We start from the raw sequence: 25,636 nt of genomic DNA on the forward strand, positions 1-25,636 counted from the left end.
GGCTTACCTCGCGTTGCTGGCGCCAACCGGGGATTCCGGCTGAAGCTTCAGGTAGAAGTAGAACAGCACCAGCGTGATGACGATCAGCAACGCGGCACCGGCGCTTGCCAGGCCCCAGTTGAGGAACGACTGCACCTGCTGAATGATGAACTCGGGCAGCATCATGTTCTGCGCACCGCCCAACAGCGCCGGGGTGACGTAGTAACCGAGGGACATCACGAACACCATCAGTCCTCCGGAGAACAGCCCCGGCCGGCACAGCGGCAGGAACACCCGGAAGAAGTTGGTCCACGGAGTGGCCCCGCAGATCGAACCGGCCTGCAGGATCATCGGGTCGATGGCCTGCATGGTCGCCTGCAGCGGCAGCACGATGAACGGGATCATGATGTAGCTCATGCCGATCACCACGCCGGTGAGGTTATGCACCATCTCCAGCGGCTGATCGATGATGCCCATCGCCATCAGCGCCTTGTTGATCACCCCGGAGGCTTGCAGCAGCACCAGCCAGGAGTAGGTGCGAGCGAGCAGGCTGGTCCACATCGACAACAGTACGATGTTGAGAATCCAGCGACCCCAACCACGCGGCACCAGAGTGATCGCCCAGGCCAGCGGGAAACCCAGCAGCAGGCTGAACAGCGTCACCAGGCCGGCCACCGAGAAGGTGTTGAGCAAGACCCGGGCATACGCCGAGTTGGCGAACAGCTGCTCGTAGTTGCCCAGCCCCGGAGTCGGCTCCAGCACACCGCGCAGCAGCAGGCCGATCAATGGCGCCAGGAAGAACAGGCCGAGGAACAGCAGGGCGGGGATCAGGTTGCTCGATCCGCGCCAGCGTTGCGCCAAGGTAGGGGTTTGCGTCATCGCAGCCGCCTTGCCGGCAGCGCCGGAGGCGCTCCCGACGGGCGTGGATGGACGGGACGCGGTTGCCGTCATTTTCATTTGACCAGCCATTCGTTCCACCGTGTCGCGATAGCAGGACCGTTCTTGGCCCAGTACGCGAAATCAAGAGTGATTTGATCCTTGGCGTAGGCAGTCGGCAGGTTAGGCGCCAGCGCCGAATCCAGGCGCGCCACGCTGTCGACGTTGACCGGGGCGTAGGCGGTCAGGTTGGAGAAGTCGGCCTGGCCTTTGGCACTGCTGGCATTGGCCAGGAACTTCATCGCCGCGTCCTTGTTCTTCGAACCCTTTGGAATGACCAGGATGTCGGCCATGACCAGGTTCTGTTTCCAGCTCACACCAACCGGAGCACCGTCTTCTTGCAGGGCATGGATCCGGCCGTTCCAGAACTGGCCCATGCTCGCTTCACCGGAGGCCAGCAGCTGTTGCGACTGAGCGCCGCCGCCCCACCAGACGATGTCTTTCTTGATGGTGTCGAGTTTCTTGAAGGCGCGGTCCAGATCCAGCGGGTAGAGCTTGTCGGCGGCGACGCCATCGGCCAGCAGCGCCAGTTCCAGCACGCCAGGACTTGGCCATTTATACAGGGCGCGTTTGCCGGGGTAGGTCTTGGTGTCGAACAGCGCGGACCAGTCCTGGGGTTTGTTGGCACCCAGCTTGCTTTCGTTGTAGCCGAGGACGAAGGAGAAGAAGAACGAGCCGACGCCGTGATCGGAGACGAACCGCGGGTCGATCTTGTCGCGATCGATGACTTTGAAATCGAGGGGTTCGAGCAGGCCTTCGGCGGCGGCGCGCAAGGCAAAGTCGGCTTCGACGTCGACCACGTCCCACTGCACGTTGCCGCTTTCGACCATGGCCTTGAGTTTGCCGTAGTCGGTGGGGCCATCCTGGACCACGGTGATGCCGCTGGCCTTGCTGAACGGATCGGCCCAGGCCTGCTTCTGTGCATCCTGGGTGCTACCGCCCCAGCTGACGAAGTTGACGCTTTCAGCCGCCAGAGCCACATGACTGACCGTGGCCAACAAGCCGGCGAACAGTACTGCGGATGCACGTTTGTTCAACACCATTTTCACGCCCTCATTTGTTGTGTTTTTGAGCGGGCTTGGTAATGCCCGCCTATCGGGAGCAGTAGGTCCATCTGGCCTTGAAAGGCGACCGTGCCAAGGGCTGTTGTGGATGCTTTCCCTGTCGGGTGCGCTTGGCCAAATCGTTCGGTCTATGGAATATCATATTATGGTATTCCAAACTTTGTGCAAGCACTTTGCCTTACCGGCTATCAGCCAAAATCGAGATTTTTAAGAAACCGGGCGCATACCCGCGAACCGCTTTTTGTAGGAGCAAGGCTTGCCCGCGATAGCGACCTCGGGATCGCCATCGCGGGCAAGCCTTGCTCCTACGGATCGGAGGTGCCTTCAAACCCTCGGATCACTGGGTGAACGGAATGCTCTCCACCACTTCCAGGTCATACCCGGTCAAACCTGCGTATTTCAACGGCGGTCCAAGATGCCGCAGCTTGCCGACGCCAAGGTTTTGCAGGATCTGCGCACCGGTGCCGACTTCCGAATAGATCCGTGACTGCGAACGGCTGAATTGCCGCGGCGCCTGGGTCAATTGCGGCACCCGCTCCAGCAACGCTTGCGACGATTCGTGATTGGCCAGCACCACCACCACGCCGCGACCTTCTTCAGCCACTCGCTGCAACGCAGCCCATAACGTCCAGTTGGAAGGGCCGCTGTACTCGGCACCGACCAGATCACGCAACGGGTCGATGACATGCACGCGCACCAGCGTCGCTTCATCGCGGCGCAGATCACCCATGACCATTGCCATGTGGACACCGCCTTCGATGCGATCCTCAAAGGTGATCAGACGAAAGGTGCCATGCACCGTCGGCAGCTCGCGCTCGCCGATGCGCACCACCGTGTGCTCGGTACTCAAACGATAGTGGATCAGGTCGGCGATGGTGCCGATCTTGATCCCGTGTTTGCGCGCGAACACTTCCAGATCCGGGCGGCGAGCCATGGTGCCGTCATCGTTCATCACTTCGACGATCACCGAGGCGGGGGTGAAGCCGGCCAGGCGAGCCAGGTCGCAGCCGGCTTCGGTGTGACCGGCGCGGGTCAATACGCCGCCCTCGCGGGCGCGCAACGGGAAGATGTGACCGGGCTGCACGATATCGGCGGCACTCGCGCCGTGGGCGACGGCGGCGGCCACGGTGCGCGAGCGGTCGGCGGCGGAGATGCCGGTGGTCACGCCAACAGCCGCTTCGATCGACACCGTAAACGCGGTGCTGAACACGCTGCCATTGCTCGGCACCATTTGCTCCAGGCCGAGGCGCTGGCAATGCTCGTCGGTCAAGGTCAGGCAGATCAGGCCGCGCGCTTCCCGGGCCATGAAGCTGATGGCCTCGGCGCTGCAGCGGTCGGCGGCCAACAACAGGTCGCCTTCGTTTTCCCGGTCCTCGTCGTCAACCAGGAGCACCATCTTGCCTTGGCGGTAGTCTTCGATGATTTCTTCGATGCTATTGAAGGCCATGTAGGGGTTCTCGGTGTTTGATGGATATATGCTGTGGTATACCATAATACAAAACAGGCAGAGAGGTCACTATGAAGGCGTACTGGATTGCTCACGTGGATATCACCGACCCCGATCAATACAGCCAATACACCCAACGGGCACCGAAGGCGTTTGCCGAATATGGTGGTCGGATATTGGCTCGTGGTGGGCGCAGCGAAGCGATGGAAGGTCGGCCGACGCCGCAACGCAGCGTGGTGATCGAGTTCGACTCTTACGAACAGGCGTTGGCCTGCTATCGATCAGATCTGTATCAGGAGGCGAAAGGGTACCGCGAGGGTGTGGCGAAGGCCGAGGTGATCATTGTCGAGGGCGTGGCGCCACTCTAAAAAACACCACTTGACCATGTGGGAGCGAGCCTGCTCGCGAAAAACGCCCAGACAACACGGGCATTCAGACAGCCCGCGTCATCGTTGACGTCCATCGCGAGCAGGCTCGCTCCCACAGGGGGGGGCAGTGCTGCAACCCGGAAATTATTTAGCGGATGAAGTGAATCTTGCCGCTGTCGTCGTTGCCGATATAAATACCGTAGACCCCGGCCTGCCGTTCCTCGATGTAGCGTTCGAGAATCTGCCGGATCGCCGGGTAGTAGATGCTGTCCCAGGGAATGTCCTCAGGCGCGAAGAATTTGTAGTCGAGGGTTTCCGGCCCGTACTGCCCGGTGATCTCCAGGGCGATGGCGCGGAAGATGATGTACACCTCGCTGATCTTCGGCACGCTGAAGATCGAGTAGGGCGAGAGGATTTCCGCGCGCACGCCGCTCTCTTCCCAGACTTCGCGCAACGCCGCCTGCTCGGTGGTTTCGCCACCTTCCATGAAGCCTGCCGGCAAGGTCCAGGTGCCGGGGCGCGGCGGGATGGCGCGTTGGCACAGCAGGTACTTGCCGTCCTGCTCGATGATGCAGCCGGCGATGATTTTCGGATTGACGTAGTGGATGTAGCCGCAGCCGCGGCACATCAGGCGCTCGTGCGTATCGCCCGGTGGCAGCTGTGACTTGAGGTCATTGCTGCCGCACTTTGGACAATAGCTCGGGCTGAACATGATCAACGACCTATGCGGGGTTCTTTGAGCGCGATGGGCTGAGTGATCGCGGGGATCGCCCCGGTCTCTTCCTGCTTGCGCTTGAGATAATCGAGGGCGACGGTGGCGGCGGCGCGGACGTGGTCGACGCAAGCCTGGTGAGCGGCCAGGGGATCACCGCTCTTGATCGCTTCGACCATGCGTTCCATTTCCTGGTTGCTTGCGCCACGACGGTTTTCCTGGGACACCGACGTCGCGCGCAGGTAGCTGATGCGCGCCTGCAACTGACGCAACTGGGTAGCGGCGACGTGATTGCCGGAGCCTTCGAGCAGTACGTCGTAGAAACCCTGCACGGAGTCGATGACCTGTTGCAGTTCACCTTCCTTGAGCGCCTGACGGTTTTCTTCCAGGGCCTTTTCCAGGGCCTTGATGTCCTTGGCCTTGGCACGCAGGGTGAACAGTTGAACGATCAAGCCCTCAAGCACGCAACGCAGCTCATAGATATCGACGGCATCGGCCAGCGTAATGATCGCTACCCGGGGGCCCTTGGCGTCGGCGAATTCCACCAGGCCTTCGGACTCCAGGTGACGCAAGGCTTCGCGCACCGAGGTGCGGCTCACGCCCAGGCGATCGCACAGATCGCGTTCGACCAGTCGATCTCCCGGCAGAAGCTGGAAGTTCATGATGGCGCTTCGCAGTTTATCCAGCACGATTTCGCGCAGGGTAACGGGGTTGCGATTGACCTTGAAGCTGTCGTCGAGTGGCAGGCGTTTCATGGGGTCCGCTCTGAATGTGGCTGTCCATGCAAAAAGAGCACTTCGATCGCAATAATCTTAGTGCTCATTCAATCAGACAGCCAAGGGTTAACTGGAGGCCTCGGCATCGGCTTCGGCGAACGCTTCACGGGCGAGCCGGAAGCTGTCTACGGCCGCGGGGACACCGCAATAAATACCGACCTGAAGCAGAATTTCGCGTATTTGTTCACGACTCAGCCCGTTACGCAAGGCACCACGCACGTGCAGCTTGAGTTCGTGAGGCCGATTGAGGGCCGAAATCATCGCCAAGTTTATCATGCTGCGCTCTTTAAGCGACAAACCCTCACGGCCCCAGACGTGGCCCCAGCAGTACTCGGTGACCATCTCCTGCAGGGGGCGGGTGAAGTCGTCGGCGTTCTCGATGGAGCGGTTCACATAGGCTTCGCCCAGCACCTGGGTGCGGATCTTCAAGCCTTTTTCGTACTTCTCGTTGCTCATTTCGATTGTCTCCCGGGATGCAGGTATTGATTCAGAGCCCGCCCATCAGCGTATATTTAAGTTCGAGGTAGTCCTCGATGCCGTACTTGGAGCCTTCACGGCCCAGGCCTGAGGATTTGATCCCGCCAAAAGGTGCGACTTCGGTGGAAATCAACCCTTCGTTGATCCCGACCATGCCGTATTCCAGCGCCTCGCTCATGCGCCAGGCGCGGCCCAGGTCGCGGGTGTAGCAGTAGGCAGCCAGGCCGAATTCGGTGTCGTTGGCCATCTGCACGGCCTCGGCTTCACTGTCGAAACGAAACACAGCAGCGAGAGGGCCGAAGGTTTCTTCCTGGGCGACTTTCATTTGCGTGGTGATGCCGGCCAATACGGTTGGCTGGAAGAAACCGTGACCCAGCGCGTGACGTTCACCGCCACAAAGCAACTGGGCACCTTGCGCCAGTGCGTCCTGCACATGGTCTTCAACCTTGGCCACAGCGCGCTCGTTGATCAGCGGACCCTGGGTGACGCCGTCAGTAAAACCGCTGCCGACCTTGAGTTGCGACACCCGTTCGGCCAGGCGCGCGACAAAGGCGTCGTGAATGCCGTCCTGCACCAGGAAGCGATTGACGCAGACACAGGTCTGCCCGGCATTGCGAAACTTGGCAATCAGCGCGCCTTCCACCGCACGCTCAAGGTCGGCATCGTCGAAGACAATGAACGGCGCGTTGCCGCCCAGTTCCAGCGAAACTTTCTTCAGCGTCGGCGCGCACTGCGCCATCAGCAACTTGCCAATGGCCGTGGAGCCGGTGAACGACAGTTTGCGCACCCATGGGCTTGCCGTCAGTTCGGCGCCAATGGCGATGGCATCGCCGGTGATCACGTTGAAAATACCGGCAGGAATGCCAGCCTGTTCGGCCAGCGCAGCCATGGCCAATGCCGAGAATGGCGTCTCCGGTGCCGGCTTGACGATGCACGGGCACCCGGCGGCCAGTGCCGGGCCGGCCTTGCGGGTGATCATCGCCGCCGGGAAGTTCCAGGGTGTGATCGCCGCGACGACACCGATCGGCTCTTTGCTGACGACAATGCGCGCATCGCCCTTGTGGCTGGGAATGGTGTCGCCGTAGATGCGTTTGGCTTCTTCCGCGAACCACTCGATGAAGCTGGCGGCGTAGAGGATTTCGCCCTTGGCTTCGGCCAACGGTTTGCCTTGTTCGAGGGTCAGGATTTCGGCGAGGGCATCGGCGTTTTCCAGCATCAGCGCGTGCCAGCGCTTGAGTGTGTTGCTGCGTTCCTTGGCGGTCAGGGCACGCCAGGCCGGCCAGGCGTTGTTGGCGGCTTCGATGACTTGCCTGGCTTCGACGGCACCCAGGTTCGGCACCTGGCCGATCAGTTCGCCGGTGGCCGGGTTGAAGATGTCCTGTTGCGCACCGTTGGGCGCATCCAGCCATTGGCCGTTGATGTAGGCCTGCTGGCGGAACAGTTTCGAGGCTGATGGGCTCATGCCGGCTCCTGGAGAAAAAGGTGATTACCTGTAGGAGCGAGCATGCTCGCGATGGACGTTAACGATAACGCGGGCATTCAGACAACCCGCGTAATCGTTGACCACCATCGCGAGCATGCTCGCTCCTACAGGAGTTTGTGTAGAGCCATCAGGCCAGGGCGGGCAGGGGGCCCAGCTTGCCTTTGTGGTAGATCATCGGCGTCACCGGTTGCTCGGGCAGAATCAGGTTCTTCACCGCGCCAACGATGATGGCGTGGTCGCCGCCATCGTATTCACGCCACAGTTCGCACTCGATGATCGCCGTGGCTTTTCGCAGCAACGGGTTGCCCAGTTCGCTCAAGTGCCACTCGATGCCGTTGGCCTTGTCCTTGCCTTTGCCGGCAAACGCATAGGCTTCGGCGGTCTGGTCGGCGGACAGCAGGTGAATCGCGAACTGCTTGCTGTCGCGCAGGATCGGGTAAGTGTCAGAGGCGTAGTTGGGGCAGAACAGCACCAGTGCCGGATCAATCGACAGCGCACTGAAGGCGCTGGCGGTGATGCCGACGATGCCGCCATCCGGGTCCAGGGTGGTGACCACCGTGACCCCGGAAGGAAACGAGCTCATGACGTCTTTGTAAATGCCGGGTTCGATCATTTCTCAGGACTCCTAGCGCATCACGAACGGATCAGGCATCGGTGCCTGGGAAAGATTGATCCACACCGTTTTCAGCTCGGTGTAGGCCAGCACGGAATCGATGCCGCTTTCGCGTCCATAGCCACTGTTCTTGAAGCCGCCGATCGGCGCCATGGCCGACACGGCACGGTAGGTGTTGACCCAGATGATCCCCGAACGCACGTCCCGGGCCAGGCGATGGGCGCGGCCCAGGTCGCGGGTCCAGATCCCGGCGGCGAGGCCAAACTGCGAGTCGTTGGCGATCGCCAGGGCTTCGGCTTCGTCCTTGAAACGGATGACCGAGGCCACCGGACCGAACACTTCTTCTTGCATGATCTTCATCGAGTTGCGGTCGCATTCGAACAGGGTCGGTTCGTAGAACCAGCCTTCGCCCAGATTCTCTGGACGCTTGCCACCCAGGCGCAAACGCGCACCTTCGGCGATTGCGTCGGCGACCAGACCTTCAACCACCGCCAGCTGCTGCGCGGTGGCCATCGGGCCCATTTCGCTGCTGTCTTCCTGTGGGTTGCCGATGCGGATGCGCTGGGCGCGTTCCACCAGACGAGCGACGAATTCGTCGTAGATTTCGTCCTGCACCAGCAGGCGCGAACCCGACACGCAGCTTTGCCCGGACGCCGCATAGATCCCGGCGATGGCACCGTTGATCGCGCTGTCGAGGTCGGCGTCGGCAAAAATGATGTTCGGCGATTTGCCGCCCAGTTCCAGCGACAGCTTGGCGAAGTTTTCGGCACTGCTGCGCACCACATGCCGCGCCGTGGCCGCGCCGCCGGTGAAGGCGATCTTGCGCACCAGCGGATGGCGGGTCAGGGCGGCGCCGGTGCTCGGGCCGTAACCGGTGACGACGTTGACCACCCCCGGAGGAATCCCGGCTTCCAACGCCAGGCGCGCCAGCTCGAGAATGGTCGCCGAGGCGTGTTCGGACGGCTTGATCACGATGGTATTGCCTGCCGCCAGGGCCGGCGCCAGTTTTATCGCGGTCAGGTACAGCGGACTGTTCCACGGAATGATCGCGGCGACCACACCCATGGCTTCGTGCACGGTGTAGGCAAACAGATCCGGTTTGTCGAGGGGCAGGGTACCGCCTTCGAGCTTGTCCGCCAGGCCTGCGGTGTAATGGAAGAACTCCGGCAGATAGCCGACCTGGCCGCGGGTCTCGCGGATCAGCTTGCCGTTGTCGCGGCTTTCCAGCTGCGCCAGTTGTTCCTTGTTTTCGGCGATCAGGTCGCCCAGGCGCCGCAGCAGTTTGCCGCGAGCAGTGGCGGTCAGGCCGCGCCAGGCCGGGCTGTCGAAGGCGCTCTGCGCAGCCTGTACGGCGCGCTCGACGTCGGCTTCGTCGGCATCGGGCAGTTCGGCCCAAGGTTCGGCCAGGGCCGGATTGAGGCTTTCAAAAGTCTTGCCGGACAGGGCATCGACCCATTCACCGCCGATGCACATCTGGAAGCGTGCGAGAGTCATGCAACGATCCCCTTAATCTGATTTTGTCGGGAGTGCGCAGTGTCGAGAAACTCCAGCAACAGCTGGTTGACCAGGCGCGGCGATTCTACGGGCATCATATGCCGCTGCTCGGCGAGTACGGCAACGGTTGCGCCGGGAATGCGCTGGGCCAGTTGCTCGGCCATTTCCGGGGTCGACCCCGGGTCGAGTTCGCCGGTAGCGACCAGCGTCGGCACCTGGATGCTGGCCAGATCCTCGGCGCGGTACATGTCCTGGGTGGCGAACAGTTCATAAGTGGTCAGGTAACCCTGCGGATCATTCTGCGCGAGCGTCTGGCGCAAAGCGGCGATCTGCGCCGGATTGGCCGCCTGGTACTCGCGGCTGAACCAGCGCGACAGTGCGGCTTCGGCGTTGGCGTCTGGCCCGTGTTCGGCTGCCTGGGCTGTGCGGGCGATGACACCGGCGCGTTGCTCGGCGGTGCGATTGAACACACTGTTGAGCACCACAAGGCTCTGCAGGCGCTGCGGGTAATGCAGGGCAAAAGCCCGCGCCACCAGCCCACCCATGGAAAAACCGATCACTGCGGCCTTGGGCAATTGCAGATGATCGAGCAGCTCCAGCAGTTGATCGGCATAGCCGAGCAAGGGAGTGCCGCTTTCCGGGCGCGGGCTGGCGCCATGACCGAGCATGTCGTAGGCAATGACGCGGTATTTCGTGGCCAGGCCAACGATCTGGCCGCCCCACATTTCTTTGTTCAGGCCCACCCCGTGGATCAAGACCACGGGCTGGCCTTGGCCGGTCGCCAGGTAACTGGTGCCAGCCGGGGTGCGTTCAGCGGTGAGCCGAATCATGGAGCGCTCCTGCATACCTTTTTGTTGTAGTAACCGACCGGTTTACTGGGCTTTTTCGGCTGCCAGTTCTTCCAGGTCGATGTAGCGATTGCCGATGCGTGGGTGCAGGCGGCCGCCATCGGCGCAACCCAGGACCACGACTATTTCGTCGGCACGCGGCGCGTCTTCGATCTGCATTTCCAGGGTGATGTAATGCGAACGCAGGCCTTCATCGTCCTTGTGCATCATCGGGATCTGGATCGAAGTGCCCGGGCCGCCGCGCTTGTTGGTGAAGCTCAGGTAGCTCTTGGCTTTCACCGCTTCGCGGTAGTGGTTGCCGAAGCGCAGGGTGTGGATCACCGCGGACGCGTGTTCGATTTCACCGTCGGCGCCGACTACTGCGGCCTTGCCGTACGCTTCGATCTTCTCGGCACCGCCGATGATGCCCACCAGGCGCTCGACCATCAGTGCGCCGAGGTCGGAGCAGTTGGCGCGGATTTGCGGCTTGAGGTCTTCAACGAAGCCATTGCCCAGCCAAGGGTTCTTCATCACCACGGCCAGCCCGACCATGGTCACGGGCTTGTCGGTGGCCTTGCCGCCTTCAATGAAGGTTTCTTCGATATAGCTGACGATCTTGCGGATTTCGAAACTCATGAGCTGCTCCGTATCAGGGTGAAAGGTGTCTGTGCGTATGATGGTATACCATAATACCTGATGCGCAATAGCCTGAGAGGAGTTTCTGGTCGGAAGGCGATGAAAACTGTGGGAGCGAGCCTGCTCGCGATGGACGTCAACGATAACGCGCCCTATCTGGATGAACGTGTTGACTGGACATTTTTCGTCGGAACGACGCCCGGAGCCGGCTCGCTCCTACAGGGAAAGGTGTTCACTTGAAATCAGGTCGGCTGTCAGGCCGCCTCGCTTTTGCTGTTGCTTTGGCTTTTGATTTTCTTGCCACCTCACGCCCTGAGCCTGTCCGTCAACCTGTGACTACCTCCAGCGGCGCCTCTACCAACGTTGATCCGCGCCGCGTTAAAGCCTGCAAGTAAGCCATTTCGTCATAGACAGTGCCGTTTTTCCAGCACCGATAGACGATTCTGATCCACTTGAAAGCGAGTGCTCTCAGGGCCGCCATCGCTGCTATGCGGCGACCCGACAAGTCAGCTCCTACAGTAGATCGAGTACAGCTGCGAGAAATGGGTCACAGCCCCCTATCGCTGGGGTTCAAAGATGATCCGCATCGATCACGGCCTTGGCGAACGCCTGCGGATCTTCCTGTGGCAAATTGTGGCCGATGCCGCCGCTGATCAGGCGGAATTCGTATTTGCCGGTAAAGCGCTTGGCGTAATCCTCGGGGGCCGGGTGCGGCGCGCCGTTGGCATCGCCCTCCAGGGTGATGGTCGGCACGCTGATGGACGGCGCGGTGGCCAGTTTCTGCTCCAGCGCTTCGTATCGGCTCTCGCCCTGCACCAGGCCCAGGCGCCAGCGGTAGTTGAACACAGTGATGTCGACATGGTCGGGGTTGTCCAGCGCCTTGGCGCTGCGGTCGAAGGTGGCGTCATCGAAGGCCCATTTTGGCGAGGCCAATTGCCAAATCAGCTTGGCGAAGTCATGGGTGTTTTTCTCATACCCGGCGCGACCTCGGTCGGTGGCGAAGTAGAACTGATACCACCACTGCAACTCAGCCTTGGGCGGCAGCGGGTTCTTGCCGGCGGCCTGGTTGCCGATCAGGTAGCCACTGACCGAGACCAGTGCCTTGACCCGTTCTGGCCACAGCGCCGACACGATGCCGGCGGAACGCGCGCCCCAATCATAGCCACCGAGCACGGCTTGCTTGATGTTCAGGGCGTCCATGAAATCGATGACGTCGCTGGCCAGCGCGGCCGGTTGGCCGTTGCGCAGGGTTTTCTCGGAGAGGAAATGCGTGTCGCCGTAGCCTCGCGCATAGGGCATCAACACGCGATAACCCTTGGCCGCCAACAAGGGCGCGACCTCGTCATAGCTGTGGATGTCGTACGGCCAACCGTGCAGCAGAATCACCACCGGACCCTCGGCCGGGCCCATTTCGGCGTACGCCACGTTCAGCAGGCCGGCGTTGACATGCTTGAGCGGACCGAACGCCGAAGTTGCCGCTTGCGTGACGCCAGCCGGGGTCGCGGCAGGCTGCGCAGTAGCGGACGTCTGCCCGTGAGCTGCACCCAGAACGCCAAGCAGACTCAGCGCGAGGATCGAAGAGCCGACCAGACCGCGGCGGGGTTTACCGGTTCTGTCGTTCTGCTGTGCCATCTTCATGGTGATGTCTCCTTTGCGAGCCGCTGGCCAGGGGATCCGGCCGATCCCCTTCAAACCTGGCTGGCATTTGAACGCGGTGACGTATCTGGCCTGTGTCGAAGCGCCGGGCCGGTGCAAGCCCCTGTATCGAGCGGTTGTTCAGATACACAGTGATACACGGCACCGTGAACGCCGCGACGAGCACTGTCATGAAATGAAAAGCCATTGTCGTCTGATGAGAAGCGGCTCGACAGGCAGCATCCTACAGTCCAATCAGCGCAAATCGACGCAACAGCCAATATTGCAGACTGGAGAATAAGAAAAATGGCCAAGGCCGTACGCTTCTACGAAACCGGTGGTCCCGAAGTCCTTCGCTATGAGGATGTCGAAGTCGGCGATCCAGGTCCGGGCCAGGTTCGCCTGCGTCATGTGGCGGTCGGCCTGAACTATGCCGACACCTACTTTCGCAACGGCACCTACCCGATCCCGATGCCCAACGGCATGGGGGTCGAGGCGTCCGGTGTGGTCCAGGCCATCGGCGAAGGCGTGACCAACGTCCAGGTGGGGGACCGCGTCACCTATACCGGTTTCCTCAACACCCTTGGCGCCTACAGCACCGAACGGCTGATCGCGGCCGCGCCGCTGATCAAGCTGCCGGAAACCATCAGCTTCGAAACCGCGGCGGCAATGACCATGCGCGGTCTGACGTCGTCGTACCTGATGCGTCGCATCTACGACTTCAAGGAAGGCGACAGCATCCTGTTGCACGCCGCCGCCGGTGGTGTCGGCCTGATCGTCTCGCAGTGGGCCAAATTGCTCGGCCTGAACGTGATCGGCACGGTTTCGACCGAGCAAAAGGCTGAAATCGCCCGGGCTCACGGTTGCGACCATACTATCAATTACAGCCATGAAGACGTCGCCGCACGGGTTCGCGAATTGACCGACGGCGTCGGCGTCAACGTGGTGTTCGACAGCGTCGGCAAGAACACTTTCATGGGTTCGCTGGATTCGTTGAAACCCCGTGGCCTGATGGTCTGCGTGGGTACCGCATCCGGGCCGATCCCGGCGTTCGACCCGGTGATGCTGGCGATGAAAGGTTCGCTGTACCTGACCCGTCCGGCCCTGGCCAACTACATCAGCGACCCTGCGGAAAAAGCCGCCCTGGCCGGTGAGTTGTTCGACCACGTCGGCAGCGGCCGGATCAAGATCGAGATCAACCAGCACTACGCGTTGCAGGATGCGGTGCAGGCTCATCGCGACCTTGAGTCGCGCAAGACTACCGGTTCGTCGATTTTCGTCGTTTAAGGAGCGGCCATCCATGAAAGTCGAACAATTGACCTGCAGCATCGGCGCCGAACTGATCGGCGTGAACCTCGCCGACGCGGTGCATGACGACGGTCTGTTTGCCGAGATTCGTGCCCAGTTGCTCAAGCATCGGGTGGTGTTCCTGCGCGACCAGGACATCACTCGCGCCGAGCACGTGGCCTTCGCCCGGCGCTTCGGCGAGCTGGAGGACCATCCGGTGGCCGGCAGCGATCCGGAGCATCCGGGGCTGGTGCGCATCTACAAGAACCCGGACCAGCCGATGGACCGCTACGAAAACGCCTGGCACACCGATGCGACCTGGCGCGAGGCACCGCCGATGGGTTGCGTGCTGCGCTGCGTGGAATGTCCCCCGGTGGGCGGCGACACCATGTGGGCCAACATGGTCGAGGCCTATGCGCGTCTGCCGGACGACGTGAAGCTGAAGATTGCCGACCTGCGCGCCCGTCACAGCATCGAAGCGAGCTTCGGCGCGGCCATGCCGATCGAGAAGCGCCTGGGCCTCAAGGCCATGTACCCGGACGCCGAGCACCCGGTGGTGCGCACCCACCCGGAAACCGGTGAGAAAGTGTTGTTCGTCAATGCCTTCACCACCCACTTGAGCAACTACCACACCCCTGAGCGGGTGCGCTTCGGCCAGGACGCCAACCCTGGCGCTGGCGAGTTGCTGCGCTACCTGATCAGCCAGGCGTACATCCCTGAATATCAGGTGCGCTGGCGCTGGAAGCCCAACAGCATCGCCATCTGGGACAACCGCAGTACCCAGCATTACGCCGTCATGGACTACCCGCCGTGCCATCGCAAGATGGAGCGCGCCGGGATCATCGGCGACAAGACCTACTGATCGACCCTTTCTGCATACGCACTCGTAAACACGTCTGCCCGGCACCAGCCCGGGTGGGCGGGACAATCATAAGAACTGGCATAAGAACTGGAGCAACCATGCAATTCTTCGACGATTCCCTACATCCCGAAAACATGGAAAAAGTGGTCATCACCGTGGCCCCGTACGGCCCGGAATGGATGCCGGAAGACTTCCCTGAAGACATCCCTTTGACCATGGATGAGCAAGTCCAGAAAGCGGTCGATTGCTATGAAGCCGGCGCCACGGTCCTGCACCTGCATGTGCGTGAACTGGACGGCAAGGGCTCCAAGCGCCTGTCGAAGTTCAACGAGCTGATCGCCGGTGTGCGCGAAGCCGTGCCGGACATGATCATCCAGGTCGGTGGCTCGATTTCCTTCGCCCCGGAAAGCGATGGTGAAGCCGCCAAGTGGCTATCCGACGATACCCGTCACATGCTGGCCGAGCTGACGCCAAAACCGGATCAGGTCACGGTGGCCATCAACACCACCCAGATGAACATCATGGAGCTGCTGTATCCGGAGTACCTGGAAGGCACTTCCCTGGCCAATCCCATGGTCCAGGCTGCCTATAGCGAAATGACCGTACCGGCAGGTCCAGCCTGGGTCGCCGAGCACCTCAAGCGCCTGATGGACAACGACATCCAGCCGCACTTCCAGCTGACCGGCATGCACGCGATGGAGACCCTCGAGCGTCTGGTTCGCAGGGGCATCTACAAGGGCCCGTTGAACCTGACCTGGATCGGCATCGGCGGCGGTTTCGACGGCCCGAATCCGTTCAACTTCTTCAACTTCATCCATCGCGCGCCGGACGGCTGCACCGTGACCTCCGAGTCGCTGCTCAAGAACGTCATGCCGTTCAACACCATGGCGATGGCCATGGGCATGCACCCGCGCGTGGGCAATGAAGACACTATCATTGATCACAAGGGCGAGCGTTTCGGCTCGGTGGCACAGATCAAGCAAACCGTACGCATTGCCCACGAACTGGGTCGCGAAATCGCCACCGGCAAAGAAGCCCGTGAGATTTATCGCATCGGTGTGAAGTACGACAGCATCGAGCAAACCCTGCTGGCCAACGGTATGGCCCCCAACCGCAAGGCTGGGCAGAAAGGTGTGCCGCAACGCGGCTGACCGGCGCTCCGGACGAGGGGCCGTGACCTCTCGTCCGCTGCACTGCAACACGCTTGATAACAACAATAAATAAAAGCTTTGAGGAGGCTGCATGGCCTTTCACACAATCGCCGACGATGACGACGCAGGTTGCGTCAACGTTGCGCGTAAATATGCCTGGATTGTCTTCGCACTGACGTTCGGCCTGTTGATTTCCGATTACATGTCACGCCAGGTGCTGAACGCGGTGTTCCCGCTGCTCAAGAGCGAATGGGCCCTGAGCGACGGCCAGCTTGGCCTGCTCAGTGGCATTGTCGCTCTGATGGTCGGCCTGCTGACATTTCCGCTGTCGCTGATGGCCGACCGCTTCGGCCGGGTCAAGAGCCTGGCGCTGATGGCGATGCTGTGGAGCGTGGCCACGCTGGGTTGCGCGTTGGCGCAGGATTACCAGCAAATGTTCATCGCGCGATTCATGGTCGGCGTCGGCGAAGCGGCCTATGGCAGCGTCGGCATCGCGGTGGTGATTTCGGTGTTTCCGAAACACATGCGGGCTACCCTGGCCAGCGCCTTCATGGCGGGCGGGATGTTCGGCTCGGTGTTGGGCATGGCGTTGGGCGGTGCCATCGCCGCCAAGCTCGGCTGGCGCTGGTCGTTCGCCGGCATGGCGCTGTTTGGCCTGCTGCTGGCAATCCTTTACCCGATCATCGTCAAGGAAGCGCGCATCGCTCCGCAACGGGTCGCGAAGGCTGTCGCGGGGGCCAAGCGTCCGCTGCGTACGCTGTGGTCCAGCCGTTCGGTGGTGGCGACTTACGTTGCCAGCGGCTTGCAGCTGTTCGTCGGTGGCACGGTGATGGTGTGGATTCCCAGCTACCTCAATCGCTACTACGACATGCCCACGGACAAGGCCGGCGGCATGGCCGCGATCATCGTGCTGTGCAGCGGTGCGGGGATGATTGTGTGCGGCATGCTCAGCGATCGGCTGTGTCGCAACTCGCCGGAGCGCAAGGTCAGCCTGGCCATCGCTTTTTGCCTGGGCAGTTGCTTGCTGCTGTCGGCGGCGTTCGCGCTAACGGCAGGGCCTTTGCAACTGGCACTGATCTGCCTGGGCATGCTGATTGCCACCGGCACCACCGGCCCCGCTGGCGCGATGGTTGCCAACCTGACCCATTACTCGGTCCACGGCACGGCCTTCGCCACGCTGACATTGGCCAACAACATGCTGGGACTGGCGCCGGGGCCGTTCATCACAGGAAGGGTGTCGGACCTGATCGGCCTGCATGCCGCTTTCCAACTGGTGCCACTGGTCAGCCTCGCGGCAGCGGCCGTGTTCTTTTACGCCAAGTGTCATTACCACAAAGATATTGCCCGCCTTCAGGGTCAGCGCGTGCCTGACCCCGTCAGTCAAGCCGGGTTAGAGGTGAAGTTGTGAGTCGTCGTTTACAGATTGATGTGTTTTTCGATTTTATCTGCCCCTGGTGCCTGATCGGCAAACGCCAACTGGAGCATGCGCAGGTACAGTTTCGCAACCGCCATCCGGATGTGCAGATCAGCACGCTGTGGCATGGCGTGCAGTTGCTGCCTCAGTTGCCGGTAGAAGGTGAGCCCTTCGCCGATTTCTACCGCAAGCGCCTGGGCAATGCCGACGCCATGACCATGCGCCAGGCCCAGGTTCAGCAGGCTGCCGCGGCGGTTGGACTGAACATCGACCTCAGCCAGATCGAGACGATGCCCAACACCGCAGACGCCCATCGTCTGTTTGAGCGGGTCAGCGCACTGGGCAATGCTGCCCAGCGTGAAATGTTGCTCGAACGGCTGTTCGCCGCTTATTTCCGCAAACGCGAAAACCTCGGGTGCCGCGAGACCTTGCTCGACATTGCTCGCGCCTGCGGAGTCGATACCGACGCAGTGCTCGATTGCCTGAAGGGTGACGCCACGCCATTTGCAGGATCCCCCGGTGCGACCAGTGGCGTGCCGAGTTTCCAGTTCGATCGCCGCATGACGGTGATCGGTGCACAACCTGCCCAGGCGCTGCTCGGGGCCATGCACGAAGCACTCAAGGAACGTGAGCGCGAGCGGCATCCGGCATGACCCGACGCATTCCCGTACCTGCCGGCAAACACCCGCAGGCCGGCGGCCGGGCGCTGTTCGAGTTCGAAGACAAAAGCCTGGCGTTGTTCAACGTCGACGGGCAGCTGTTCGCCATCGACGACAGTTGCCCGCACCAGGGCGCCTCGCTGTGTGGCGGGCGTCTTGATGGGCGGGTGATTCAATGTTGCGCCCATGGTTTGCGCTTCGATTTGCACAGCGGCTACCTGCTCAATTCCAGGCTGGTCAAAGTCAACAACTACCCGGTCGAGATCATCGACGGCCAGGCGTTCATCGTCATTGTTCCCGAGGAGTCCTCGCCATGAGCGCCATCGCTCTTACCCGCATCCATAGTCGCACGCGCGAATTGGCCCCGGGGTTTATCGTCAGTCTGATCGTCGCGGCCGCCGCGTCGTTTTTGTCCGAGCACTACGGTGCCCCGGTCATGCTGTTTGCCCTGCTGCTGGGCATGGCCCTGAATTTCCTCGCCGGTGACGGCGTCTGCAAGGCCGGCATCGAGTTCACTGCGCGCACCGTGTTGCGAATCGGCGTGGCGCTGCTGGGCATGCGCATCACCCTCGAACAGATGGCGGCGCTGGGCTGGAAGCCGGTGGCCCTGGTGGTGATCCTGGTGGTGGTGACCATCGGTGTGTCGGTGATCGCGGCCAAGGCGCTGGGCTTTCAACGGTTGTTCGGCATGCTCACCGGTGGGGCCACGGCGATCTGTGGTGCATCGGCCGCGTTGGCGTTGGCGGCTGCGCTGCCTAACCACCCGCAGAAAGAACGCGCGACCTTGTTCACGGTGATCGGGGTCTCGGCGCTGTCGACGATGGCGATGATTGTCTACCCGATGATCGCCAACTGGCTGCAATTGTCGCCGCAGGTGGCCGGGGTGTTTCTCGGGGCGACCATCCACGACGTGGCCCAGGTGGTCGGTGCCGGCTACAGCATGTCCACCGAGACCGGTGACACGGCTACTGTGGTCAAGTTGATGCGGGTCGCCATGCTGCTGCCGGTGATCGTCACCGCCGCGATGATCACGCGTATGCAGGGCGCCGATCCCACCGGCAAACGACCACCGTTGCTGCCGTGGTTCGCCGTCGGTTTTCTGATTCTGGCGTGCATCAACAGCACCGGGTGGATAGCCCCGGTGGTGCAGGGTTCAGTCAATGAACTGTCGCGCTGGTGCCTGGTGGTGTCCATCAGTGCCCTGGGTATGAAGACCCAGCTCAAGGAGCTGGCGGCGGTGGGCATCAAGCCCATCCTGCTGATGGTGGGGGAGACGGTGTTCCTCGTCGTGCTGGTGTTGTTGTTGCTGCACTGGGGCCTTTGACACCCGACGCAAAACGCTTTCTGGCAGGGCTGCACCGCGGTTGGCTCCTAGCTGCGGTGGTGTTCTCGACCGGTGTCGACAACACCGGTTTTTCAAGGCGACTGTACTGTAGGAGCGAGCTCGCTCGCGAAAAACCTGAGGGCGCCGCGGGGCGTCAGGCTTCCCGCGTCATCGTTGACCTCCATCGCGAGCAAGCTTGCTCCTACAGACGATCTATGGTGACTGCAGGTTTTGCGTGCGGTGAAGATCAAATTGTGGGAGCGAGCCTGCTCGCGAAGAACCAGAGGGCGCCGCGGGGCGTCAGGCTTCCCGCGTCATCGTTGACCTCCATCGCGAGCAAGCTTGCTCCTACAGACGATCTATGGTGACTGCAGGTTCTGCGTGCGCTGAAGATCAAATTGTGGGAGCGAGCCTGCTCGCGAAGAACCAGAGGGCACCGCGGGGCGTCAGGTTTGCCGCGTCATCGTTGACCTCCATCGCGAGCAAGCTTGCTCCTACAGACGATCTATGGTGACTGCAGGTTTTGCGTGCGGTGAAGATCAAATTGTGGGAGCGTGCCTGCTCGCGAAGAACCAGAGGGCGCCGCGGGGCGTCAGGCTTCCCGCGTCATCGTTGACCTCCATCGCGAGCAAGCTTGCTCCTACAGACGATCTATGGTGACTGCAGGTTTTGCGTGCGGTGAAGATCAAATTGTGGGAGCGAGCCTGCTCGCGAAGAACCTGAGGGCGCCGCGGCGCGTCAGGCTTCCCGCGTCATCGTTGACCTCCATCGCGAGCAAGCTTGCTCCTACAGGTGCAGGGCGCTATATCAGGAGGACTTGGGTGGGGCTGCGTCCGTCGGGACTTTTGCCGACCCCTGCTTTTGCGCTCGCCACACCGCCGGTGGCATGCCGAACTGGCTGATGAACCACCGCGTAAACGAGCTCGCCATCGAGTAGCCAAGCATGTCGGCTATGCGACTGAGCGAGTAATTCGGGTTGTCCAGGTAACGCAGCACCAGGTCGCGGCGCACATCGTTGATCACATCGTTGAACGCACAGCCATCATCCTAGAGGCGACGTTGCAGGGTGCGTACATTCATGCCCTGGCTTTGCGCGACTTGCTCGATGGTGGCGCGGCCCATGGGCAGCAGCAGGTAGATGGCCTTGCGCACTTCGAACAGCATCGACGTGCCTTCGTGGCTTTGCAGCGAGTCGAGGTAGCTCTGGGCGTAGCGGGCCATGGCCGGGTCGGCATTGGGGTTGGTCATGTCCAGGCTGGCGCCTGCGCAGACGATGCCGTTGAATTCGCTGCCGAACTCCAGGGTGCAGCCGAACAGGCGACGGTGCAGCTGCAGGTTGTCGGGGGCCTGGTGGGTGAAATTGACGCTGTAGGGATGCCAGTGTGAGCCGAGGAGGGCGGCGCACAGGCGGAACATCACGCCGATGGCAAGCTCTGTGGCCTGTCGGCTGGGCATCGGCGATTCGGTGACCACCTCTTCGCGAATGATCACCATCTTGCCGGCTTCTTCGATGAAGATCGCCAGCGAATCATTCATCAAGTGCCGGTAATGCACCACCACCTGCAAGGCATCACGCAGCGTGCGCTGATGGCTGAGCAGCAGGCTGACCACGCCGAAGTCCGAGAGCTGGCGTGACTCGGCCATGCTCAGGCCGAAGGTCTGGCAACCGCTGGCGGCGGCTGAATCCTCCAGCAGGCGCACGGCGGAATCGATCGGGATGCGGTGTTCAGGAGCCTGCATCAGGGCCTTGGTCAAGCCGACGCCGGCCAGCACATCGCGTGGGTTGAACCCCAGGTATTGGGTGACCTCCAGATAGTTGGTCAAGACGGCGGCGCGAACAAGCTTGGTCATGCGAAGGTCTTTCCTGGGCCGATTGCGATTCAAAAAAGCGTGGCGACTATATCCAGCACATCAGCAATTGAACAGCTGTGAAGTGATCGAGGTCACTCGCCCATTGCTGTCCGATTTACCACTCTTGCACAAGCCTCGTCGAGGCTCACCCATTGATTACAGTGACCCGCACAGAACCTGCATGGATTTTCGACCGGTGGTCGCATCGCGCCACCACCGGAACATTTGTCATGAAAAGAAAAGTGCCTGACGTCCAATGAAAAGCACCTCGGGTGGGCGCTCTTTAATGTCAGTCCTACAAAAAGCCCCTGGCGACAGAGCCAGTCGAGTCATCGAGAAAGCGTAGGTGTTGAAGTGAACAAACTGCAAACTGCCGCAACCGTTCTGATCGTACCGGGCCTGCGCGAGCACGTTGCCGAACATTGGCAAACGTTGCTTGAAGCCAGGTTGAGCAAAGTGCGCAGCGTACCGCCACTGGAAGCCGACAAGCTCGACTGCAACAAGCGCGTGCAAGCGATCCAGCACGCGCTGGAGCAGATCGACGGGCCGGTGATTCTGGTCGCCCATAGCGCCGGCGTACTGATGGTCGCGCACTGGGCTGCGCAGCACAGCCGGCCGATCAAGGGCGCGCTGCTGGCCGCTCCACCTGACCTCGATGCCCCTTGGCCGTCAAGCTACCCATCGCCAGAAACCCTTCGCACCCAGGGTTGGGACCCGCTACCCAAAGGCCCGCTACCGTTTCGCAGCCTGGTGGCCGCCAGCACCAACGACCACCTCGCCAGCCTCGACGCCGTTACGCACATGGCCGAAGGCTGGGGCAGTGAACTGCTCAATCTGGGCGACGTCGGTCACCTCAATCCTGCTGCCGGGTACGGGCACTGGCCGCAAGCCGAAGCCCTCATCCTCGAGCTGGATCGCTAGTTCAGGCGCCGGTTGGCCCGCGCCATCCGGCATTCGACCTCACTCCTGAAAAACGTAAACCCCTGGAACAAGGGGTTACGCGGGACTGCTGCGCTTAAAACAAATACAAAAAGGCGGAGACAACGCAATGCACAACAACAAGAGTCACGGGTTCACCGCTTCACGCTACACCTTGCTGGCCTCGGCCATTCTCGCGGCAACGGTGCCGATGGCCCATGCGGCAGAGATCGAGACAGGTAACCCGGACTGGAACGTTCGCCTGGATAACACCGTCAAGTACAACTACGGCGTGCGCACCGAAAGCGCGGACAAACGCATGTTGGCCACGCCCAACAACAACGACGGCGACTACAACTTCCGCAAGTCCGGCACTAACATCACCAACCGCGTCGACCTGCTGACCGAGATGGACGTGGTCTATCAGAACCACATGGGCTTTCGCGTCAGCGCCGCCAGCTGGTACGACAAGGCTTACGCGAACACCGGTTCCAATTCCAACCCGTTCGTCAACGGCAACGGTTCGACTTCGGGCCTGATCGCCAATGACCCGCGCCTGGCCGGGGTCACCAATGACAACGTCGGCAACGGCAGCCCGCACCTGAGCAATTATGCCCAGCGTTACTACAGCGGCCCGTCCGGGGAAATCCTCGATGCCTTCGTGTTCTACAGCACCGAAGTGGGCGAGGAGTCGCTGCTGAGCTTCAAGGCTGGCCAGCACAACGTGTTCTGGGGCGAGACCATTCTCAACCCGGTGCATTCGATCAGCTACGGCCAGTCCGGCCTCGACCTGGCCAAACTCGCCGCGTCGCCAGGCACTGAAGCCAAGGAACTGTTCGTCCCGCGCAACCAGCTGTCGATGACGTTCACCGTCAACCCGGAATTGACCGTGGGCGCCCAGTACTTCCTCGATTGGGATGCCGCGCGCCTGCCGGAAGCGGGCACCTACTACGGTGGTTCCGACCTGGTCGGCTTCGGTGCGCAGTCGTTCCTGCTCGGCAACACCAACGGCGTAGTCCCGGGCAGCCCGCTCGGCTGTGGCCTGGCGCCGTGCAACGGCTTGACCAACGTGCGTCGCGGGCATGACCTGACCCCGGACAAGCGCGGCGACTGGGGCATCATGGCCAAGTGGTCGCCAGCCTGGCTGGATGGGACCCTCGGCGTCTACTACCGCGAAACCTCGGAAATCCTCCCGCAAGCCTGGCTGGATGCCCGAGGCCTGAGCTCGGCCAACCCCAACGGCACCCGTCCGGCCGGACAGGTGCCCGCGGTGATCAATACGCTCAACTCCCTGAGCACCGCCACCTATCAAATGGCCTATGCCGACAACGTCAAAATTGTCGGCCTGAGCCTGTCCAAGGACGTGGGCGGGGTGAGCGTGGGTTCGGACCTGAACGTGCGGCACAACATGCCGCTGGCCAGTATTCCGGCGATTGTCAGTACCAACAGTCCGCTGGGCCTGGGCCAGGGTCTTGGCCTGTTGCCGGCGCGCACGCCCGGCACCGGCGTGATCTATGACACCCCGGAAAAGGGCGACAGCATGGCCGCCACCGGCGACACCCTGCACTGGACGGTCAACGGTCTGATGACCATGCCGAAAACCCCCGTGTTCGATTCGGCGACCCTGCTCGCCGAGTTGTACTACAGCAACTTGCTCAAGCTCGATAGCAAGAACGAGGCGCTCTACAAAGGCAAGGACACCTACCGCGGCATCGATCAGCCGACCCGTGACAACTGGGGCATCGCGGTCAACTTCACACCGACCTGGTACCAGGTGTTTCCCGGTGTCGATCTCAACGCGCCGATGTCCATCAACCTCGGTCTCGATGGCGTGTCACCGGTCTCCGGCGGCGGTGCCAAGGACACCGGTAACTACGCAGTCGGCCTCGGGGCCGTTGTGTACAACAAATACTTCGTCGACCTCAAGTACGTGGACTCTTTCGGCAAGGCCGACAAGTGCAACGTCAGTGGTGTGAGCACCGGCCCGACTGGCGGTGACGGCGCTACGCCGAACGCCTTCAGCGGCAACGAAAACTACGCCTGTTACGCCGGTGGCTACTCGTCCTTTTCCGGAGGTGGTGCCACGACTGAGGACCGTGGCGCCGTGTACCTGACGATGAAAACAACCTTTTGATCCACCACTGATTTGCTCAACGCAAGCAGGAGAATAACAAGATGAAATTCGTGAAAACCGTGTTGGCCGCTTCGCTGGCCATGGTCCTTGCCGCCCAGGTACAGGCCGCTGTTTCAACCCAGGACGCTGCCAAATTGGGCAGCAGCCTGACCCTGGTGGGCGCCGAAAAGGCCGGGAACGCTGATGGTTCCATTCCGGCCTACAACGGTGGCCTGACCACGCCGCCGGCCAGTTTCAAATCCGGTGACAGCATGCGCCCGGATCCGTTTGCCAGTGAAAAACCCTTGCTGGTGATCGACGGCAAGAACGTCGATCAGTACAAGGGCTTGCTCAGCGCCACCACGGTGGAACTGGCCAAGCGCTTCCCGACTTTCCGTGTCGACGTGTTCCCGACCCACCGCACCGTTTCGCTGCCCCAAGCCATCCTCGATAACGGCGTGAAGAACGCCAGTGGTGCCAAGTCCCTCGAAGGCGGGTTGGCCATCGACAACGTGCTGCCGGGCGTGCCGTTCCCGATTCCGCAGTCGGGCAACGAAGCGATGTGGAACTTCCTGTTGCGTTATCAAGGTGTGAGCATCAACTCCAAGTACGACTCCTGGAACGTTGATTCCGCCGGCGTGCCAAGCCTCGCCACCACCGGGCAGGCGTTCATTTCCTACCCGATCTACGAAAACCTGGCGCAGCCGATCAGCAGTGCCGACGTGTACTACCAGATGAAGCTGTCGTACACCGGCCCGGCGCGTCGCGCCGGCGAAGCGGTGATGCTCAAGGACGCCGCCAACCCGCTGCAGCAACCGCGCCGCGCCTGGCAATACTTGCCGGGTCAGCGTCGGGTCAAACTGGCGCCGAACCTGGCGTACGACACGCCTAACCCAGGCACGGCCGGCGCAGGCACCTACGACGACGTGTTCGTGTTCAACGGTGCCCTGGATCGCTACGACTGGAAACTGGTGGGCAAGCAGGAAATGATCGTGCCCTACAACACCTACAAGCTGACCTACGCCCAGGATCCGAAGTCGCTGACTACCGCCAATCACCTGGCACCGGACTTCGTGCGCTGGGAAAAACACCGCGTCTGGGTCGTGGAAGGCAACCTCAAGGCGGGTGCCCGGCACATCTACGCCAAGCGCCGCTTCTATCTCGACGAAGACAGCTGGAGCGCTCTGGCCTCGGATCAATATGACGCCCGTGGTCAGCTCTATCGCGGTTCCTTCGCCTTCCTCAGCCAGAGCTATGACAAGCAGGTTCCGGACTCCACGCCGTTCATGATCTACGACCTGGTGGGCGGCTCCTACAACATCAACGGTGTAGTGGGCCCTTACGGCGGCATCAAGTACATAGAACCGCTCTCCAAGGCCCAGTGGTCCTCGGAATCCCTGGCCGGCAGCGGCATTCGCTAAGCCAACCGCAAGCAGACGCTCGCACGATCCACTGTGGGAGCGAGCCTGCTCGCGATGGACCAGAGGGCGACGCGGGCATCCAGACAGCACGCGTCATCGTTGACGTCCATCGCGAGCAGGCTCGCTCCCACATGACCTGCATGGCGCAAGGTTTGAACGTCAGGCACACCGATGTGTGTCCCGGCGCGG

General features: G+C 61.7%; 23 protein-coding genes and 2 pseudogenes. 11 read left to right on the forward strand and 14 right to left on the reverse strand.

Annotated elements, in window-relative coordinates:
- Nucleotides 1–3: 3 nt before the first annotated feature.
- From ACA058_RS11930 to ribBA, 3 genes are all read right to left on the reverse strand, one after another.
- Complete coding sequence (locus ACA058_RS11930) at nucleotides 4–936, reverse strand: ABC transporter permease (protein WP_497639254.1); 933 nt, start codon at nucleotides 934–936, stop codon at nucleotides 4–6.
- Entirely contained in the window at nucleotides 933–1,958 is a 1,026-nt protein-coding gene (locus tag ACA058_RS11935; protein ID WP_497639255.1) for an ABC transporter substrate-binding protein, read from the reverse strand. Before ACA058_RS11935 ends, ACA058_RS11930 begins: the two co-directional genes overlap by 4 nt.
- Nucleotides 1,959–2,316: 358 nt before the next feature.
- On the reverse strand, nucleotides 2,317–3,426 hold the full coding sequence (ribBA, locus tag ACA058_RS11940) for a bifunctional 3,4-dihydroxy-2-butanone-4-phosphate synthase/GTP cyclohydrolase II (protein WP_497639256.1): 1,110 nt from the start codon (nucleotides 3,424–3,426) through the stop codon (nucleotides 2,317–2,319).
- Between the two features lie 71 nt (nucleotides 3,427–3,497).
- Between ribBA and ACA058_RS11945 the strand changes: the two genes are divergently transcribed.
- Entirely contained in the window at nucleotides 3,498–3,794 is a 297-nt protein-coding gene (locus ACA058_RS11945) for a DUF1330 domain-containing protein (RefSeq protein ID WP_497639257.1), read from the forward strand.
- 148 nt (nucleotides 3,795–3,942) lie between these two features.
- Here the strand turns inward: ACA058_RS11945 and ACA058_RS11950 are convergent, their stop codons facing one another.
- The 10 genes and pseudogenes from ACA058_RS11950 to ACA058_RS11995 all read right to left on the reverse strand — a co-directional run bounded on the left by ACA058_RS11950 (nucleotide 3,943) and on the right by ACA058_RS11995 (nucleotide 12,450).
- The gene (locus ACA058_RS11950; protein WP_492641138.1) at nucleotides 3,943–4,506 is read right to left on the reverse strand and encodes an NUDIX domain-containing protein; all 564 of its coding nucleotides are present in this window, start codon (nucleotides 4,504–4,506) and stop codon (nucleotides 3,943–3,945) included.
- Between the two features lie 2 nt (nucleotides 4,507–4,508).
- Nucleotides 4,509–5,261 carry a GntR family transcriptional regulator gene (locus ACA058_RS11955; RefSeq protein WP_497639258.1) on the reverse strand — a complete coding sequence of 251 codons (753 nt, stop codon included), beginning with the start codon at nucleotides 5,259–5,261 and terminating at the stop codon, nucleotides 4,509–4,511.
- A gap of 87 nt (nucleotides 5,262–5,348) precedes the next feature.
- A complete protein-coding gene (locus tag ACA058_RS11960; protein ID WP_008059553.1) occupies nucleotides 5,349–5,738 on the reverse strand; it encodes a carboxymuconolactone decarboxylase family protein in 390 nt (129 codons plus the stop codon).
- Nucleotides 5,739–5,769: 31 nt separating this feature from the next.
- Complete coding sequence (locus ACA058_RS11965) at nucleotides 5,770–7,221, reverse strand: NAD-dependent succinate-semialdehyde dehydrogenase (RefSeq protein WP_497639259.1); 1,452 nt, start codon at nucleotides 7,219–7,221, stop codon at nucleotides 5,770–5,772.
- Nucleotides 7,222–7,369: 148 nt separating this feature from the next.
- Nucleotides 7,370–7,855: a flavin reductase family protein gene (locus tag ACA058_RS11970; RefSeq protein ID WP_020800933.1), complete on the reverse strand. Its 486-nt coding sequence runs from the start codon at nucleotides 7,853–7,855 to the stop codon at nucleotides 7,370–7,372.
- 12 nt (nucleotides 7,856–7,867) lie between these two features.
- Nucleotides 7,868–9,349: an aldehyde dehydrogenase gene (locus tag ACA058_RS11975; RefSeq protein ID WP_497639260.1), complete on the reverse strand. Its 1,482-nt coding sequence runs from the start codon at nucleotides 9,347–9,349 to the stop codon at nucleotides 7,868–7,870.
- Nucleotides 9,346–10,179: an alpha/beta fold hydrolase gene (locus ACA058_RS11980; RefSeq protein ID WP_497639261.1), complete on the reverse strand. Its 834-nt coding sequence runs from the start codon at nucleotides 10,177–10,179 to the stop codon at nucleotides 9,346–9,348. Before ACA058_RS11980 ends, ACA058_RS11975 begins: the two co-directional genes overlap by 4 nt.
- 42 nt (nucleotides 10,180–10,221) lie before the next feature.
- Complete coding sequence (locus ACA058_RS11985) at nucleotides 10,222–10,812, reverse strand: amino acid synthesis family protein (RefSeq protein WP_497639262.1); 591 nt, start codon at nucleotides 10,810–10,812, stop codon at nucleotides 10,222–10,224.
- A gap of 325 nt (nucleotides 10,813–11,137) precedes the next feature.
- Nucleotides 11,138–11,290 (reverse strand): annotated as a pseudogene (locus ACA058_RS11990) (IS110 family transposase); the annotation flags it as partial.
- A gap of 92 nt (nucleotides 11,291–11,382) precedes the next feature.
- Nucleotides 11,383–12,450: an alpha/beta fold hydrolase gene (locus ACA058_RS11995; protein ID WP_497639263.1), complete on the reverse strand. Its 1,068-nt coding sequence runs from the start codon at nucleotides 12,448–12,450 to the stop codon at nucleotides 11,383–11,385.
- Nucleotides 12,451–12,753: 303 nt separating this feature from the next.
- Here ACA058_RS11995 and ACA058_RS12000 point away from each other — a divergent pair, with 303 nt between their 5' ends.
- The 7 genes from ACA058_RS12000 (at nucleotide 12,754) to ACA058_RS12030 (ending at nucleotide 19,144) form a co-directional block, all read left to right on the forward strand.
- A complete protein-coding gene (locus ACA058_RS12000) occupies nucleotides 12,754–13,734 on the forward strand; it encodes a quinone oxidoreductase family protein (RefSeq protein ID WP_497639264.1) in 981 nt (326 codons plus the stop codon).
- A 13-nt stretch (nucleotides 13,735–13,747) separates the two neighbouring features.
- Nucleotides 13,748–14,596 carry a TauD/TfdA dioxygenase family protein gene (locus tag ACA058_RS12005; RefSeq protein ID WP_497639265.1) on the forward strand — a complete coding sequence of 283 codons (849 nt, stop codon included), beginning with the start codon at nucleotides 13,748–13,750 and terminating at the stop codon, nucleotides 14,594–14,596.
- Between the two features lie 98 nt (nucleotides 14,597–14,694).
- Nucleotides 14,695–15,747, forward strand: a complete 1,053-nt coding sequence (locus ACA058_RS12010; RefSeq protein WP_497639266.1) for a beta-keto acid cleavage family enzyme — start codon at nucleotides 14,695–14,697, stop codon at nucleotides 15,745–15,747.
- A gap of 91 nt (nucleotides 15,748–15,838) precedes the next feature.
- Nucleotides 15,839–17,155 carry an MFS transporter gene (locus ACA058_RS12015; protein WP_497639267.1) on the forward strand — a complete coding sequence of 439 codons (1,317 nt, stop codon included), beginning with the start codon at nucleotides 15,839–15,841 and terminating at the stop codon, nucleotides 17,153–17,155.
- A complete protein-coding gene (locus ACA058_RS12020) occupies nucleotides 17,152–17,814 on the forward strand; it encodes a DsbA family oxidoreductase (RefSeq protein ID WP_497639268.1) in 663 nt (220 codons plus the stop codon). Before ACA058_RS12015 ends, ACA058_RS12020 begins: the two co-directional genes overlap by 4 nt.
- The gene (locus ACA058_RS12025) at nucleotides 17,811–18,137 is read left to right on the forward strand and encodes a Rieske (2Fe-2S) protein (protein WP_497639269.1); all 327 of its coding nucleotides are present in this window, start codon (nucleotides 17,811–17,813) and stop codon (nucleotides 18,135–18,137) included. The genes ACA058_RS12020 and ACA058_RS12025 overlap by 4 nt, the downstream gene beginning before the upstream one ends.
- Complete coding sequence (locus tag ACA058_RS12030) at nucleotides 18,134–19,144, forward strand: YeiH family protein (RefSeq protein WP_497639270.1); 1,011 nt, start codon at nucleotides 18,134–18,136, stop codon at nucleotides 19,142–19,144. Before ACA058_RS12025 ends, ACA058_RS12030 begins: the two co-directional genes overlap by 4 nt.
- An 807-nt stretch (nucleotides 19,145–19,951) precedes the next feature.
- Here ACA058_RS12030 and ACA058_RS12035 read toward each other — a convergent pair.
- Nucleotides 19,952–20,995 (reverse strand): annotated as a pseudogene (locus ACA058_RS12035) (AraC family transcriptional regulator).
- A 354-nt stretch (nucleotides 20,996–21,349) separates the two neighbouring features.
- Here ACA058_RS12035 and ACA058_RS12040 point away from each other — a divergent pair.
- The 3 genes from ACA058_RS12040 to ACA058_RS12050 all read left to right on the forward strand — a co-directional run bounded on the left by ACA058_RS12040 (nucleotide 21,350) and on the right by ACA058_RS12050 (nucleotide 25,447).
- Nucleotides 21,350–21,916 (forward strand): RBBP9/YdeN family alpha/beta hydrolase, encoded by a 567-nt coding sequence (locus ACA058_RS12040; RefSeq protein ID WP_497639271.1) that lies wholly within the window; start codon nucleotides 21,350–21,352, stop codon nucleotides 21,914–21,916.
- A 127-nt stretch (nucleotides 21,917–22,043) separates the two neighbouring features.
- Nucleotides 22,044–24,047, forward strand: coding sequence for a DUF1302 domain-containing protein (locus ACA058_RS12045; protein ID WP_497639272.1), 2,004 nt, complete (start codon nucleotides 22,044–22,046; stop codon nucleotides 24,045–24,047).
- A gap of 41 nt (nucleotides 24,048–24,088) precedes the next feature.
- A complete protein-coding gene (locus ACA058_RS12050) occupies nucleotides 24,089–25,447 on the forward strand; it encodes a DUF1329 domain-containing protein (RefSeq protein ID WP_497639273.1) in 1,359 nt (452 codons plus the stop codon).
- Nucleotides 25,448–25,636: the final 189 nt, after the last annotated feature.

Source organism: Pseudomonas sp. LBUM1649 (genome assembly GCF_059716155.1).

What these genes read in the sequence shown, in the direction of transcription:
- ACA058_RS11930 (WP_497639254.1), bottom strand. Translation starts at nt 936, where the DNA reads ATGAAAATGACGGCAACCGCGTCCCGTCCATCCACGCCCGTCGGGAGC.
- ACA058_RS11935 (WP_497639255.1), bottom strand. Translation starts at nt 1,958, where the DNA reads ATGGTGTTGAACAAACGTGCATCCGCAGTACTGTTCGCCGGCTTGTTG.
- ribBA (WP_497639256.1), bottom strand. Translation starts at nt 3,426, where the DNA reads ATGGCCTTCAATAGCATCGAAGAAATCATCGAAGACTACCGCCAAGGC.
- ACA058_RS11945 (WP_497639257.1), top strand. Translation starts at nt 3,498, where the DNA reads ATGAAGGCGTACTGGATTGCTCACGTGGATATCACCGACCCCGATCAA.
- ACA058_RS11950 (WP_492641138.1), bottom strand. Translation starts at nt 4,506, where the DNA reads ATGTTCAGCCCGAGCTATTGTCCAAAGTGCGGCAGCAATGACCTCAAG.
- ACA058_RS11955 (WP_497639258.1), bottom strand. Translation starts at nt 5,261, where the DNA reads ATGAAACGCCTGCCACTCGACGACAGCTTCAAGGTCAATCGCAACCCC.
- ACA058_RS11960 (WP_008059553.1), bottom strand. Translation starts at nt 5,738, where the DNA reads ATGAGCAACGAGAAGTACGAAAAAGGCTTGAAGATCCGCACCCAGGTG.
- ACA058_RS11965 (WP_497639259.1), bottom strand. Translation starts at nt 7,221, where the DNA reads ATGAGCCCATCAGCCTCGAAACTGTTCCGCCAGCAGGCCTACATCAAC.
- ACA058_RS11970 (WP_020800933.1), bottom strand. Translation starts at nt 7,855, where the DNA reads ATGATCGAACCCGGCATTTACAAAGACGTCATGAGCTCGTTTCCTTCC.
- ACA058_RS11975 (WP_497639260.1), bottom strand. Translation starts at nt 9,349, where the DNA reads ATGACTCTCGCACGCTTCCAGATGTGCATCGGCGGTGAATGGGTCGAT.
- ACA058_RS11980 (WP_497639261.1), bottom strand. Translation starts at nt 10,179, where the DNA reads ATGATTCGGCTCACCGCTGAACGCACCCCGGCTGGCACCAGTTACCTG.
- ACA058_RS11985 (WP_497639262.1), bottom strand. Translation starts at nt 10,812, where the DNA reads ATGAGTTTCGAAATCCGCAAGATCGTCAGCTATATCGAAGAAACCTTC.
- ACA058_RS11995 (WP_497639263.1), bottom strand. Translation starts at nt 12,450, where the DNA reads ATGAAGATGGCACAGCAGAACGACAGAACCGGTAAACCCCGCCGCGGT.
- ACA058_RS12000 (WP_497639264.1), top strand. Translation starts at nt 12,754, where the DNA reads ATGGCCAAGGCCGTACGCTTCTACGAAACCGGTGGTCCCGAAGTCCTT.
- ACA058_RS12005 (WP_497639265.1), top strand. Translation starts at nt 13,748, where the DNA reads ATGAAAGTCGAACAATTGACCTGCAGCATCGGCGCCGAACTGATCGGC.
- ACA058_RS12010 (WP_497639266.1), top strand. Translation starts at nt 14,695, where the DNA reads ATGCAATTCTTCGACGATTCCCTACATCCCGAAAACATGGAAAAAGTG.
- ACA058_RS12015 (WP_497639267.1), top strand. Translation starts at nt 15,839, where the DNA reads ATGGCCTTTCACACAATCGCCGACGATGACGACGCAGGTTGCGTCAAC.
- ACA058_RS12025 (WP_497639269.1), top strand. Translation starts at nt 17,811, where the DNA reads ATGACCCGACGCATTCCCGTACCTGCCGGCAAACACCCGCAGGCCGGC.
- ACA058_RS12030 (WP_497639270.1), top strand. Translation starts at nt 18,134, where the DNA reads ATGAGCGCCATCGCTCTTACCCGCATCCATAGTCGCACGCGCGAATTG.
- ACA058_RS12045 (WP_497639272.1), top strand. Translation starts at nt 22,044, where the DNA reads ATGCACAACAACAAGAGTCACGGGTTCACCGCTTCACGCTACACCTTG.
- ACA058_RS12050 (WP_497639273.1), top strand. Translation starts at nt 24,089, where the DNA reads ATGAAATTCGTGAAAACCGTGTTGGCCGCTTCGCTGGCCATGGTCCTT.